14 protein-coding genes and 1 other annotated feature (1 of these 15 running past the window's edge) are annotated in these 14,180 nt (G+C 43.4%); of the genes, 4 read left to right on the top strand and 10 right to left on the bottom strand.

The annotated features are described in order from the left end of the window. Positions 1-8: 8 nt before the first annotated feature. A complete protein-coding gene (locus KFE17_05460) occupies positions 9-1,376 on the bottom strand; it encodes an MATE family efflux transporter (GenBank protein ID QUO33193.1) in 1,368 nt (455 codons plus the stop codon). 3 nt (positions 1,377-1,379) lie between these two features. After that, positions 1,380-1,823 (bottom strand): MarR family transcriptional regulator, encoded by a 444-nt coding sequence (locus KFE17_05465; protein ID QUO33194.1) that lies wholly within the window; start codon positions 1,821-1,823, stop codon positions 1,380-1,382. Positions 1,824-2,063: 240 nt separating this feature from the next. Between KFE17_05465 and KFE17_05470 the strand changes: the two genes are divergently transcribed. Continuing rightward, entirely contained in the window at positions 2,064-2,954 is an 891-nt protein-coding gene (locus KFE17_05470) for a LysR family transcriptional regulator (GenBank protein ID QUO33195.1), read from the top strand. Between the two features lie 58 nt (positions 2,955-3,012). On the opposite strand, the gene KFE17_05475 is transcribed toward KFE17_05470, so the two are convergent. Next, positions 3,013-5,538 (bottom strand): heavy metal translocating P-type ATPase, encoded by a 2,526-nt coding sequence (locus KFE17_05475; protein ID QUO33196.1) that lies wholly within the window; start codon positions 5,536-5,538, stop codon positions 3,013-3,015. Between the two features lie 15 nt (positions 5,539-5,553). Continuing rightward, positions 5,554-5,856, bottom strand: a complete 303-nt coding sequence (locus KFE17_05480; GenBank protein QUO33197.1) for a metal-sensing transcriptional repressor — start codon at positions 5,854-5,856, stop codon at positions 5,554-5,556. A 195-nt stretch (positions 5,857-6,051) separates the two neighbouring features. Here KFE17_05480 and KFE17_05485 point away from each other — a divergent pair, with 195 nt between their 5' ends. From KFE17_05485 to KFE17_05495, 3 genes are all read left to right on the top strand, one after another. Next, positions 6,052-6,735 (top strand): response regulator transcription factor, encoded by a 684-nt coding sequence (locus tag KFE17_05485; protein ID QUO33198.1) that lies wholly within the window; start codon positions 6,052-6,054, stop codon positions 6,733-6,735. Positions 6,736-6,738: 3 nt separating this feature from the next. Next, positions 6,739-8,163 (top strand): HAMP domain-containing histidine kinase, encoded by a 1,425-nt coding sequence (locus KFE17_05490; protein QUO33199.1) that lies wholly within the window; start codon positions 6,739-6,741, stop codon positions 8,161-8,163. Between the two features lie 83 nt (positions 8,164-8,246). Next, positions 8,247-8,864, top strand: a complete 618-nt coding sequence (locus KFE17_05495) for a PepSY domain-containing protein (GenBank protein ID QUO33628.1) — start codon at positions 8,247-8,249, stop codon at positions 8,862-8,864. 64 nt (positions 8,865-8,928) lie between these two features. Here the strand turns inward: KFE17_05495 and KFE17_05500 are convergent, their stop codons facing one another. From KFE17_05500 to cysS, 6 genes are read right to left on the bottom strand one after another with little or no spacing between them, the layout of a single operon-like run. Continuing rightward, positions 8,929-9,969 carry an alcohol dehydrogenase catalytic domain-containing protein gene (locus KFE17_05500; protein QUO33200.1) on the bottom strand — a complete coding sequence of 347 codons (1,041 nt, stop codon included), beginning with the start codon at positions 9,967-9,969 and terminating at the stop codon, positions 8,929-8,931. Between the two features lie 13 nt (positions 9,970-9,982). Continuing rightward, positions 9,983-10,813, bottom strand: coding sequence for a hypothetical protein (locus tag KFE17_05505; protein ID QUO33201.1), 831 nt, complete (start codon positions 10,811-10,813; stop codon positions 9,983-9,985). A gap of 37 nt (positions 10,814-10,850) precedes the next feature. Next, entirely contained in the window at positions 10,851-11,483 is a 633-nt protein-coding gene (locus KFE17_05510) for a sigma-70 family RNA polymerase sigma factor (protein QUO33202.1), read from the bottom strand. Next, the gene (gene rlmB, locus KFE17_05515) at positions 11,480-12,235 is read right to left on the bottom strand and encodes a 23S rRNA (guanosine(2251)-2'-O)-methyltransferase RlmB (protein ID QUO33203.1); all 756 of its coding nucleotides are present in this window, start codon (positions 12,233-12,235) and stop codon (positions 11,480-11,482) included. The genes KFE17_05510 and rlmB overlap by 4 nt, the downstream gene beginning before the upstream one ends. Positions 12,236-12,252: 17 nt before the next feature. After that, on the bottom strand, positions 12,253-12,723 hold the full coding sequence (locus KFE17_05520) for a ribonuclease III (protein ID QUO33204.1): 471 nt from the start codon (positions 12,721-12,723) through the stop codon (positions 12,253-12,255). Further along, positions 12,708-14,114 (bottom strand): cysteine--tRNA ligase, encoded by a 1,407-nt coding sequence (gene cysS, locus KFE17_05525; GenBank protein ID QUO33205.1) that lies wholly within the window; start codon positions 14,112-14,114, stop codon positions 12,708-12,710. Before cysS ends, KFE17_05520 begins: the two co-directional genes overlap by 16 nt. 49 nt (positions 14,115-14,163) lie before the next feature. Continuing rightward, positions 14,164-14,180 (bottom strand) — a binding site (T-box leader); it runs 206 nt beyond the window's last position.

Below are 14,180 nucleotides of genomic sequence, written 5' to 3' on the forward strand. Positions count from 1 at the left end.
CTCCTGTTTTATTTCTCTCCAATTAACATTAGTGACTTTTTAAACCGAACACGGAACAGACAGGCTGTAAAAATCACTGCCAGAAAGTCTGCAATCGGTTCTGCCATATAAACAGCCATCGTCTGATTCTGTTTCAACAGCATTGGCATAATATAAATCAGCGGAATGAGAAGAACAAATTTTCTCATAATTGCAACCGTAATAGATTCTTTTGCATTTCCGAGCGAAGTAAATGTCATCTGACACGCCATCTGAATTCCAAACAGACACATGCTTCCCATGTAAATGCGAAGAGCTGTTCCGGTAAAGTCAAGAAGCGCTGTGTCGGTTGTAAACATGGATGCGAATGCTCTCGGAAACATCATTACCCCAACCCAGAACAGACACGAATAGGCAAGACTCAGTTTCAAAAGCAGTTTAAACGCCCCTTTTACCCGCTCTACATTTTTAGCTCCATAATTATAACTGATGATCGGCTGCGCTCCCTGTCCGAGTCCCTGGATTGGCAACAGGGCAAACTGCATAACGCTTGTTAAGATTGTCATAGCTCCAACTGCAATATCCCCTCCGTATTTTAATAATGAGGAATTGAAGCATACAGAGATGACGCTCTCGCTTGCCTGCATAACAAAAAAAGAAGAACCAAGTGCGATACACGGCAAAATTACTTTTGGGCAAAGTCCAATATTCACCCTGCGGATTTTAAGAAATGGCTTCTTTCCAAATAAAAAGCATAATACCCAAATACAGGAACATGCCTGAGAAATGATCGTTGCAAGCGCTGCACCCCGTACTCCCATATGCAGTCCGAAAATGAAGATTGGATCCAACACAATATTCGTTACCGCGCCAATCAATACAGACAGCATTCCGGTCTTTGCAAATCCCTGCGCTGTGATAAATGCATTCATTCCCAGCGTCAACTGCGTAAACAGTACGCCAAGAGAATAAATGTTCATATAACTTACCGCATATTCAATCGTATTTTCACTGGCTCCGAATGCCATCAGAAAACTCCGGTTAAAGAGAAATAGAACAACGGTTAAAATCAATGAAAGAACTATCTGCAGCGTAAAGCAGTTGCCAAGAATCTGCTCTGCTTCATCATTTTTTCCTTTTCCCATTGCGATCGAAGCTCTCGGAGCTCCTCCATTTCCTACAAGCGCTGCAAATGCAGAAACGATCATGATCAGCGGCATACATACGCCTGCGCCGGTCAGCGCCGCTGCTCCGTTTTCCGGAATATGCCCAATATAAATCCGGTCTACAATATTGTACAGCATATTAATGATCTGGGCTGTGATTGTCGGCAATGCAAGCCGCAAGAGCAGTTTCCCAATTGGCTCTTTTCCCAAAAAATCCTTTTCTTCTTTCATGTTTTATTTCCTTCTCTCTGCTATTTTTTTGCTGTTTTCAATCACTTTGTTGCTTAGTCTGATAAATGTCTGGCGCTCTTCCTCTGTCATGCCGTCAAATAACCTCTTCTCATAATCAGAACGCAAAATCTGCATTTTAGCACTCACAGGATCTGCTGCCGGAAGCAGCGACAAATGCACTTTCCTGCGGTCATTTTCATCCGGTCTTCTCTGCAAATACTGTTTCCGGATCAGACTGTCCACTGCCTGCGATACGTTTCCCTTTGACAGCATACGGTATTCCACAATGTCCGCAGCTGTGTCACAACCTGGATTATTCTTTAAAAACACAAGAATCTTCGCTTCAATCAGCGTCAAATCATACATTTCACAAACACTTTTCATTAAGTCCTCGTCGATTTTCAAAATTTTTCTAATGCTTACAAGAAGATCCGTTGTCCTTTTCATAACACTCTTTCTTCCTTTCTAAATGTAATACTATTTCAGAAATCCGCTCCTTTTTCTTTCGGCATTCCCGAAAAGCTCTTATAAAGTTCTTTTCAAAACAGTTCTAAAAAAAACTTTTTTCTTTTATTATAGAATATGGATAAAAAATGTCAACCGCAAATTGTCTTTTCATAAAATATTTGATATGCTTATTTATACGGATCCATCCGATCATGAATATCTATCTTTCTGGAGGTTGACATGCTTGATTTTCGTATGAAAACATTTTTGACAGTCTGTGAATCCATGAACTTTACCCATGCCGCTGAAGCGCTTCATCTGACACAGCCTGCTGTTTCTCAACATATTAAATATCTGGAAGAGATTTACGGCGCTCCTCTTTTTCTAAGGGAAAAGCGAGGTCTTCAGCTGACACCGGCCGGTGAGATTCTTCGCCAGGCGCTGGAAACAATGCGAAATGACGAAGAACATATCAAAAAGCGTATCAAAAACAGTTTGGTCAATCAGAAAACATTGACTTTCGGCGTTACGATGACCATTGGAGAATATGCAGTAATTCCTGCACTTGCCGAGTTTATCAAATCGCATCCGGAAACTAATTTTCATATCCGCTACGGTAATACCCAGACACTCCTTTCAGAACTTCGGGAAGGAATCATTGATTTTGCCATTGTGGAAGGTTATTTTACCGGTGAACATTATGAAACCCGGAACTATCAAACAGAAGAATACATTGCTGTATGTGCTGCCGAACATCAATTTCAAAAGCCGATTCGAATGTTAAAAGACCTTACCGGGGAGCGTCTTTTAATCCGGGAGCAGGGATCCGGCACAAGAGCAGTTCTGACAAAAACACTGGCTCTGAAGAACATGTCCATCCGTGATTTTCAGCGAATCGTTGAGTTAGAAAATATCCATGCCATTGTCAGCCTTCTTTGTCGGGACTGCGGTATCTCTTTCTTATACAAAGCAGCTGTTGCGGAAGAACTAAAGACAGGGCGTCTTATCCAGATACCTCTGACCGATTTCATGGTCATGCATGATTTTACATTTCTCTGGAATAAAGGGAGTCTTTTTTCAGACGAATACGAACATATTTTTCAAGAATTACAAAAGGGAGGTCCTTTCTAATGGACGCTCCCTTATCTGCAATATTCCTATTAAGATTTTTCACGAATTTCCCGTAATCTTAAATAATTTCTTTTACTTCATAATCCTGATCTTCCACTGTCTGTTTTAATACATCATCGGAAATCTCTTTGTTTAATTTTACCACTGCTGTTCCGGCTTCATAGCTTACAATCGCTTCTTCTACTTCCGGCAATTTCTCAAGGCATTTTTTTACCCTCGCTTCGCAATGTCCACACATCATTCCTTCGATTTTCATTGTTTTTTCCATAGGTTGTTCCTCCTCTTTCTTTCTGATTTTTATTTTTTTATCTTTTCCTGCATCTCGCATGTTGAAAAAATTCAACCGGAGTGCATTTGTCACAACACAAAAACTGGATAAACTCATTGCTGCTGCTCCAAACATTGGATTTAGTTTCCAGCCAAAAATCGGATACCACAAGCCTGCTGCCAGCGGAATTCCGATTGCATTATAGAAAAATGCCCAGAACAGATTCTCATGGATATTTCGCAGCGTTGCACGGCTTAAACGGATTGCCGCCGGCACATCGCTCAATTTACTCTTCATCAATACCACATCCGCCGCATCAATGGCAATATCTGTTCCGGCTCCTATCGCGATTCCAATATCGGCCCGCATCAAAGCAGGAGCATCATTGATGCCGTCTCCAACCATAGCTACTTTTCCTTTCCGTTTCAAAGAACGGATGACACTCTCTTTTCCCTCCGGAAGTACCCCTGCAATGACTTCATCAACTCCTGCCTGTTCTCCGATCGCTTTCGCAGTGCGCTCATTGTCCCCGGTCAGTATAACTACATGGATGCCCATGTTCTGCAGCTCTTTTACCGCTTTCGGGCTGTCTTCTTTTATCACATCAGCCACCGCAATTACACCAGTCAGTTTCCCTGCTTCAGCAAAAAAAAGCGGTGTTTTTCCAAGATTCGCAAGTTCCTCTGCCTTCTTCTTCATTTCTTCCGGAACTTCTGCCATCTCACGGATAAATTTGAAATTGCCTCCTGCCACCGGCACTCCATGCCATAAGCCGGAAAGACCATTTCCAGGAACTGCCTGGAATTCTGTTACTTCATTGATTTCGTCAACGGCACTCTCTCTGGCTTTCTCCAGAATTGCTCCTGCCAGTGGATGCTCACTCTTCTTCTCCAGTGCATACGCCATTGTAAGCAATTCTTTTTCTGTCACACCTTCTGTCGGAAGCATATCTGTTACCTGCGGCTTTCCGCTCGTAATGGTTCCGGTCTTATCCAATGCCACAATCTGCATCTTTCCGGTCTCTTCCAATGAAGAAGCTGTTTTAAACATCACTCCATGTTTTGCCCCCATGCCATTTCCAACCATAATCGCCACCGGTGTCGCTAACCCAAGTGCACACGGGCAGCTGATTACCAGCACGGAGATTCCTCTTGCCAACGCAAAGCCAATGCTTTCACCTACAGCCAGCCACCCCAGAATCGTCAACACTGCAATCCCAATGACTGCCGGAACAAAAATCCCCGATACCTTATCTGCAACTTTCGCGATCGGCGCTTTCGTAGCTGCCGCATCGCTCACCATTTGAATAATCTGGGATAACGTAGTATCCTCGCCCACACGGGAAGCCTCACACTTCATAAATCCAGATTGATTTAAAGTTGCGGCAGAAACGGTATCGCCAGGTTTTTTATCAACCGGAATACTCTCTCCAGTCAACGCAGATTCATTGACTGCGCTCGTTCCTTCCAACACAATTCCATCTACCGGTACATTTTCCCCCGGACGCACAAGAAAGATATCACCGCGACGCACCTGCTCAATCGGCACTTCCATCTCTTCAGCATCTCTCAGGACCATCGCCGTCTTTGGCGCCAGTTTCATCAAACTCTTCAATGCATCGGTCGTTTTTCCTTTTGAGCGGGCCTCAAGCATCTTTCCTACAGTAATCAAAGTTAGAATCATTGCCGCAGATTCAAAATAAAATTCATGCATAAATTCCATTACGTTCTCTGTATTCCCATGCATCTGTGCATCTGTCATCGCAAACAGTGCATACATACTATACACAAATGAAGCTCCTGATCCAAGGGCAACGAGCGTATCCATATTCGGCGCTTTGTGCCACAAACTTTTAAATCCACTGATAAAAAATTTCTGATTAATTACCATAACGATTCCGGTAAACAGCATTTGAAAAATGCCAATAGCCACATGATTTTCCGCAAAAACTTCCGGAAGCGGCCAATTCCACATCATATGCCCCATAGAAACATACATAAGCGGAAGTAAAAAGCAAAGTGACGCGATCAGACGTTTTTTCAGCTTTGGCGTCTCTGTATCTTTCAGGAAAGCTTCCTCTCCTCCCATTTCCGGATTGCTTTTCTGTGGGCTGCGCTCTCCTTTGACTTGCGCCCCGTATCCGGCTTCCTCTACTGCTGCAATCACTGCTTCCGGCTGTGCATCGCCTTCCACTCCCATAGAATTTGTCAAAAGGCTGACAGAGCATGCTGTTACTCCGGGTACTTTCATGACTGCTTTCTCTACCCGGGCGCTGCACGCCGCGCAGCTCATCCCTGTTACTGAATATTGTTTCATGTTCTCTTCCCTCTGTTATTTCATTAATTTCTGAAGCGTTGCAACCAACTCATCAATGATCTCATCATTTCCTTTGCGGATATCTTCTGCAACACAGCTTCGGATATGCTCTGCCAGCAGCACTTTGTTAAAGCTATTCAGTGCTGCATTCACTGCTGACACCTGAATTAAAATCTCCGGACAGTATGCATCTTCTTCTACCATTCTTTTGATTCCTCTTACCTGCCCTTCAATCCGGCTCAGCCGATTTACCAGATCTTTATATTCTTTCTCTGTTCGCTTCTTCGTTTTATGACAGCATTCTTTCCTTTCTTCCAATGTTCTTTCCTCCTGCTTTATTCCAAAATCTCTATTCGTTTTCTGTTCAAGAAAATAATATACCCATATGGGGTATATGTCAATAAAAATCTTCCAAACGAAAAAAAGATTTCAAAATCTACTGCTGACAGCCCAATTTCCTTTCAAAAAATGGTATACTAAAAGACATCTAAAAAAGAAAGAAGGATGGATATTATGCGTATTTTAATTGCAGAAGACGAAAAAGATCTCAATCGTCTCATTGTATCAAAACTTGAAGCAGAACATTACAGTGTCGATCGCTGCTTTGATGGAGAAGAAGCGCTTTCCTATCTGACTTCTGCCGAATATGACCTTGCTATCCTTGATATTATGATGCCAAAACTGGATGGTCTGACACTTCTTCGCACCCTCCGCAAAAATGGTATCGGATGCCCTGTGCTTCTTTTGACTGCCCGTGACAGCATCGAGGACCGGGTAACCGGTCTGGATTCCGGAGCGAATGATTATCTTGTGAAACCCTTTGCTTTCGAAGAACTTCTGGCCAGAGTCCGCGTACTTTTGAGAGCGCCAAACACTCCTCAGGAATCCTGTCTTCATCTGGCTGACCTGACAATGCAGCTTGATACCCACAAAGTATTCCGCGGTACCCAGGAAATTTCTCTGTCAGGCAAAGAATTTGCTTTGCTGCGCTATCTGATGCAGAACCAGGGAATTGTACTCTCCAGAGATAAGATGGAACAGCATCTCTGGAATTATGACTACAGCGGCGGCTCTAATGTCATCGACGTTTACATCCGCTATCTGCGCAAAAAAATTGACACCGGTTTTACTCCAAAGTTGATCCACACGGTCCGCGGCGCCGGATATGTGCTTCGCATCGAAGAAACAGAAAGGTAATTTATGAAAAAGCTTCCTTTAAAATTGAAACTGACTTTACTTTATTCTTTTTTTATGATTTTGATTTCTGCCGCAGCTCTGGCTATTTTGTTTTCCCTTTCCGGTCGTGAAATCCTTGCTTCTGCTCAGGCTTCTTTAAAAGAGCATGTCGCCGACAGCCTTGACGATATCGAACCGGAAGACGGTGCGCTCGATATTGATTCTGATTTTTATTCTCTGGAACACGGCATCTATCTCGCAGTCTACAGCCCCGGCGGTGAATTCCTGTATGGAAAAGTTCCACACGATCTAACTGTATTTGCTCCGTTGACTGACGGAGAACTTCAAACCGTCTCCGAAAACAATACTACCTGGTATATTTATGATATTCTTTATGAACCGGAGTCGGATTATACCTTTTATGTACGAGGAATCACCTCTGCATCCAAAGCGGAAAATAACTTCCGCATTACACTGCGTTTTGCCTTAGTCCTTCTTCCGCTCATGATCCTCCTGACTTCACTCCTCGGTTATTACATTATCAACCGTTCCCTTCGTCCGGTCCGCACGCTGACTGATACTGTAGAACAGATCCGTGCCAATGGCGACCTCTCTCTGCGCACCGGCAGCCATCCAAATACCGAGCGGAACTTGGATGAAATCCACTATCTTGCAGATACTTTTGACTTAATGTTAGACGAACTGGAAGCCGCTTTTCTTCGTGAAAAACAATTTACTTCCGATGTTTCCCATGAACTTCGCACTCCTGTCAGTGTTATCTGCGCCCAGAGCGAAGCTCTTTTGGAAAATCCCTCTCTTCCGGAAGAACTGCGCTCACAGGCAGAAGTCATTTACCGAAAATCCCGCCAGATTTCCACTTTGATCTCCCATTTGCTGTTGCTCTCCCGCGCAGATCAAAACAGAGCCATTCTAACATTCGAGTACCTGAATCTTAGCGAATTGACAGAAATGACTGTCGAAGAGCAGGCTTTAACTGCTGCCTCCAGGCATATCCAATTTCATACAGAGATTACTCCGAATCTATTTGCCTGCGTAGATGAAACCGCTTACTTCCGACTTCTGATCAATCTTTTATCCAACGCCGTCACTTATGGAAAAGAGAATGGAAACGTATGGATTAGCCTTACGCCGTCCGGTTCTGACATTCTTCTTCAGATTCGTGACGATGGTATCGGCATGTCAGAAGAGGTCCTCTCCCATATCTGGGAACGCTTTTATCGTGCTGATTCCTCCCGAACCGGAGACAGCCATTTCGGTCTCGGACTTTCTATGGTGCAATGGATTGTAACTGCCCACGGCGGCACTATCACTGCCCAAAGCAAGCCCTCTGCCGGAAGTACCTTTACTGTTCTTCTCCCCGCATCTCATTCTCAGGAAAATTTCGGGCCTAAAAAAATAAAAAAAAATGAAAAAAATGAAAGGTTTTAATTTTTCTTTAATCTTCACATACTATACTAAATACAACACAAAGATACAGAAAATCAGAAAGTGAGGATTTGACTATGAAACGTATGAAAACATATATGACATTACTTGGAGCTTCTATTATTTTATCCGGCAGCATGGCTGCCTGCGGTTTGGCTTCCAATGGTTCTGATATCGGAAAGGAGAAAGCAGAAAAAATCGCTTTAAACGATGTCGGGATTACCAGAGAGGATACTTCCCGGTTCCGTATTTCCAAAGATCATGACGATGGTCTTCCAACTTACGATATCCAATTTACTTATGATAATATGGAGTATGAATATGAAATTCAGGCTTCTGACGGAACAATCCTTGACACTTCCACAGAACCTTCTGAAAATGTATCCGCTTCGGCACAGGCAGACTCACAGAAGCCTTCCGCACAAGCAGACGCGGCAGCTCAAACAGATTCACAAGAATCCTCTTCACCGGATTCTGCTTCCACTCACAAAAATGCCTCAAACGGCATCACATGGGAGGAAGCTGCTGCCCTTGCTCTTGAACGTGTTTCCGGAGCAACCCAAAATGATCTTCGTATGAACCTCGACTTTGACGATGGATATGAAACTTACGAAGGAGATATTATTTATAATCAAATTGAATATGAATTTGAGATTGACGCTGCCACCGGAAAATTTCTTGAGTGGAGCGAAGAAAGACATTAAACCTTCTATCCCATGACAAAAAGCACACGATCGTGTGCTTTTTGTTATATAACGTTCTTAGTGATTATTTTTCATTTACAATTGCAATCTTAATGACTTGATCCAACCGCTGCTCAAAGACACGATATGCTTCCTCAATATCTTTCAGTGCATATGTGTGAGTAATTAACGCAGTCGTATCAATCTTCCCTTCTGCAATCAATTCCAGAATTTCATTACAGTCGCAGCCGTCAACACCGCCTGTCTTGAACGTGAGATTTTTTCCATACATATCCGGCAATGGCAATGTCTGTGATTCATCGTAGAGAGCTACAATCGTCACAGTCGCATTTGGTCTTGCACATTTCCATGCCATCTGGAATGTTTCCTTCGTTCCGGCAACTTCCAAGACAACATCTGCACCCCCATGCCTGCTGTATTTTTGCACCATTTTTTCACATTCTTCCGGTGTGGCAACACATACATTCGGATAATGCTCACGGACAAATGCTATTCTTTGCGGATCTTTCTCACAGATAATAATATGTTCCGGCTCCTTTAACATCACACAGAGTAATGTGCAGATTCCTGTCGGCCCTGCTCCGATGATCAGTACCGTATCTTCTTTCTGAATATCGGAAATCTTTGCTGCCCAGAATCCTGTTGCAAGAACATCCCCCACAAACAGCGCCTGCTCATCTGTCACGCTGTCCGGAATCCTGTTCAGGCCCTGATTGGCATACGGCACTCTTACATATTCTGCCTGTCCGCCGTCAATCCGACAGCCAAGCGCCCATCCGCCGTTGGCATCAACGCAGTTATTCACAAATCCATGCTGGCAGAAGAAGCACTCTCCGCAGAAAGTTTCCACATTTACTGTAACACGATCTCCGGGTTTGACTGCTGTTACATCGTTTCCTATCTCTTCTACAATTCCAACCATTTCATGTCCAACAGTAATTCCCGGAACCGCTCTCGGTACCGAACCGTGTTTGATATGAAGATCACTGCTGCAGATACTTCCCATCGTCACACGAACGATCGCATCCTGTCCATCTTTCAAAACCGGTTTTTCTTTCTCTTTTAATTCAAATTTCCCTTTTTCCACATAAGTATAGGCAAGCATAGTTTCCTCCGGATTATAGTGATTCTCTTTTGTTCGAATTCCTCTTTCTTGTTCCAACCGCCGGAAGTTTTTTCGGCAGCGGAATCTGAATTCCAAGAATCAGTTTCGTAAACCATACAAAAAACAACAGCACGAGAATCGGAATCAAGCAGGAGGTCACAATCATTACCGCCAGCGATTCAATAAAATTATTTAATACCGTTTCTACTTTTGTTACAATTCCAGACACTCCGTCTTTAATCGCACCAACAAATTTATCCCAGACACCGCCGCTTTCTTCCGTATTTTCTTCAATCTCTTCCGTCGCTTCTTTTGCCGAAGCAAGCGTACTATTGATAGAAGATTCATAAGTTGCTTCAATCATATCTGCAACTTTTACACCGGCAGGGATCACTGCTGCAATCGCAATTGCAAATACAGTTAATTTCACTACAAACTGCCGGTAAATCTCTTTTTTACGGAATAATCCGATCACATACAGCAGACAGGCTGCCGGGATCAATATCTGAAATGCTGCGAATCCGGTTATCGTCAATAAATATTTTTCCAGATAAATCGCACAAAGCACAATCAAAAAGTAAGAACTCAGATCTGCCAGTTTTTCTGCAATTGGTGTTGCTGTTTCTCCGGGAATCATCGTTACCGCAGTAGATGCCGCCACGGAAGCTGCCGTCAGCTCCATTACCGTTTTCTTTTTCTCGTCCAGAGACTGAATGGTCTTCGCATGAAACTCCGGTGATGCTGCATATCTCGTTAAAACAAAAACGGAAATTAATGCAATCGCAAGCGCAACCGCAATCTTTATCATGAGTCTGTAATTATTTTTCGTCATACCAATCTCCATTTCGCCGCCAAATTAAGGCACATTTTCCTCTGTTATATTATTTCTTCCCCGCATGTTTCATAATCTGCGCCGCTTTTGCCCGGATTCGTTGGAGCGCGTTATCTACCGCTTTGGGACTTTTATCGATCAATCTTGCAATCGTCTGATAATCGATTCCCTGCAGCTGCAAATACAGTACCCGACTTTCCAGACTGCTTAAATTCTCTTTCAGCGCACTTTCCAGATGCTCCATCTGCTCTTTCCCAAGCAGCAGCTCTTCCGGATTGCTTTCTTTTTCTGCTTCCATCACATCCACCAGGGGGAGATGCTGTCCCCCTTCTCCTGATCCACATTGTTCTGCCTCATAGATTGATATATAAGAATTCAATGGGATATGCTTCTTTCTTTTTGATGCCTCAATAGCAGAATACATCTGCCTTTCTACACAAAGCTCCGCAAATCCGGAAAAAGCTCTTCCATAGTCCGGATTAAAATCCTGGATTGCCTTAAACAATCCGATCATTCCTTCCTGGATCAGATCATCATTTTCGCCGCCGAGAAGATACATCGCTTTCGCCTTCTGGCGAACCATGTATTTATATTTCTCCATAATATAATCAATAATCTGCTTATCGCCGGCACGCAGCTCCTCTATCAGCTGCTCATCTGTTTTCTGCTTATAATCGATCATGATAATCTCTGGCGGACAATCTCATAAGCCAGCACTCCGGCTGCTACCGACGCATTTAGAGAGTCGATATCCCCTTTCATCGGAATCGATGCAATATAATCGCATTTTTCTTTCACGAGACGTCCTACTCCCTCTCCTTCATTACCGACCACAAGACCGATTGGTCCTTTCAAATTCATGCGGTACATCACTTCTCCGCCCATATCCGCACAGACAAACCAAAGCCCCTGCTCTTTCAATTCTTCCATCGTCTTTGCAAGATTCGTTACTTTTGCAACCGGCGTATAGTTCAGCGCTCCGGCAGATGTTTTTGCAACGGTTGCAGTCAGCCCTACTGCACGCCGTTTCGGGATGATTACCCCATGTGCGCCTGCAAGATTGGCTGTACGGATAATCGCGCCAAGATTGTGTGGATCTTCAATATTGTCCAGAAGAATCAGAAATGGATCTTCCCCTTTCTTTCTTGCCAGTTCCAGCATATCTTCCACCGTCGCATATTCATATGCCGCTGCATGCGCCACAACTCCCTGATGTTTCTTTGTCTCAGAGAGTTGGTCTAAGCGCTCTTTCGTTACAAAATTAAGAATCGTATCATGCTTTTTCGCTTCTCGGATTACAGTCCGGATCGGTCCGTCCTGACATCCATCCAATACATATACTTTATCAATTGTTTTTCCGGAACGAAATGCTTCTATTACTGCATTTCTCCCCTCAATTACAAGGTTCTCCACTGTCTTCATTTCTTCACTCATCTTTTTCTCCTATCGCTCTAAGACTCCTGCTTTCCTAAAATCAAATCTGCTGTTGGGTGTTCCATAAATTCCAAACCGATTCTGACAAGTTCCATAATTCTGCCGTATTTCTTTTCCAGATACAAATATCCTATCAACGCTTCAAATCCTGTTGCACGCCTGTAATCGGTAATGCTCTGATTCTTTGCCGGGGAAACCGACTTGGCATTTCTTCCCCGCTTATACACTGCATGCTCCTCTTCTGTCAAAAGCTCCTGAAGCGGGCGCATCATTTTGGACTGGGCAGAAGCCTGGACAAGCGCGCTCGTTTCTGCATGAAGCTTCTGAACCTGTTTATTTCCCTGATTCACGATAAGACTCTTAATTATCAGATCGAACACGCAGTCACCAATATACGCCAGCGTCAAAGGGGAATAACTCTGTACATCCACATCCTGCATATCAAATGCCGCTCTCAGACAGTCATCAAATCCTATGCTCTTTTCCATTTTACACCTTCTCTTGTATCTTCCAGAATAATTCCTTTTTCAAGAAGCTCGTTACGGATCTCATCTGCTCTCTGGAAATTCTTTGCTTTTCTCGCTGCCTGGCGTTCCGCGATCAAGCTCTCAACCTCTTCATCAAGCATTTCTTCCTTCTTCTCCACAATCAGCCCCAGTACGTCTGCCAGTTTTACGATCAGTCCTTTTAATTGTTCCAAAAATTCTTTGGAAGATGTTTCGTCTGTATTTGTATTTGCATATTTTACAAGATTGAAGATTGCGGATACCGCATCTGCTGTATTAAAGTCATCTTCCATTGCCCCTTCAAATTCCTTCACAAACGCTTCTGTCTTTGCAAATTTTTCCTGCTCTTTTGCTGTCATCGCATCTTCTTTTGCGTTGCCGAGCAAATACTTCAGATTCTCTACCGCTGTCACAATGCGCTCAAAACCGTTCTTGGCAGCATCCATCAGCTCTGCGCTGAAATTCAGCGGGCTTCTGTAGTGAGCGCTCAGCATAAAGAACCGAAATACCTGAGGATCATACTGTTCTGTAATTTCACGCACTGTGCGGAAATTGCCAAGAGACTTGGACATCTTACGGTTATCTATATTCAGGAATCCATTGTGCAGCCAGTAGTGTGCAAATTCTTTTCCATTCGCAGCTTCGCTCTGGGCGATCTCATTTTCATGGTGCGGGAAGATCAGATCCTCTCCGCCTGCATGGATGTCGATCTGTTCTCCAAGATATTTTTTAGACATCTCTGAACATTCAATATGCCAGCCCGGACGTCCATCACTCCACGGAGATGTCCAGAATGGCTCTCCTTCTTTCTTTGGTTTCCAAAGTACGAAATCAAGCGGATCTTCCTTTTCATCTTCTCCGGTCACAAGAAGAGATCTTTCTCCGGAACGCAGATCATCCAGATTCTTATGGGATAATTTTCCATATGGTTCGAATTTTCTTGTACGGAAATATACCGTACCGTTCTTCTCATAAGCGTATCCCTTCTCGATCAAGGTCTCGATCATAGCAATCATTCCCGGTATTTCCTGCGTAGCAAGCGGATGTGTCGTAGCAGGTCTTACGTTCATCGCTTCCATATCTTTCTTGCATTCTGCAATATAGCGTGTGGAAATTTCCTCTGCTGTAACTTGTTCTTCGTTTGCCTTTTTAATAATTTTGTCATCTACATCTGTAAAATTTGATACAAAATTCACTTCATAACCTTTGTACTCAAAATAACGTCTTACCGTATCAAAAATAATCATCGGTCTTGCATTGCCAATGTGGATAAAATTGTAGACCGTCGGTCCGCATACATACATCCGCACCTTTCCTTCTTCAATCGGTACAAATTCTTCTTTTCTTTTTGACATCGTATTATATAATTTCATGTTCATCATCCTCCTTCATGAATCAAAAAACACTCCATCTCCTGTTTCTTCAAGAGACGAAGTGTT

Origin of the sequence: Faecalicatena sp. Marseille-Q4148, from assembly GCA_018228665.1 — a bacterium.
In the GTDB taxonomy this organism is placed as follows: Bacteria; Bacillota; Clostridia; order Lachnospirales; family Lachnospiraceae; genus UBA9414.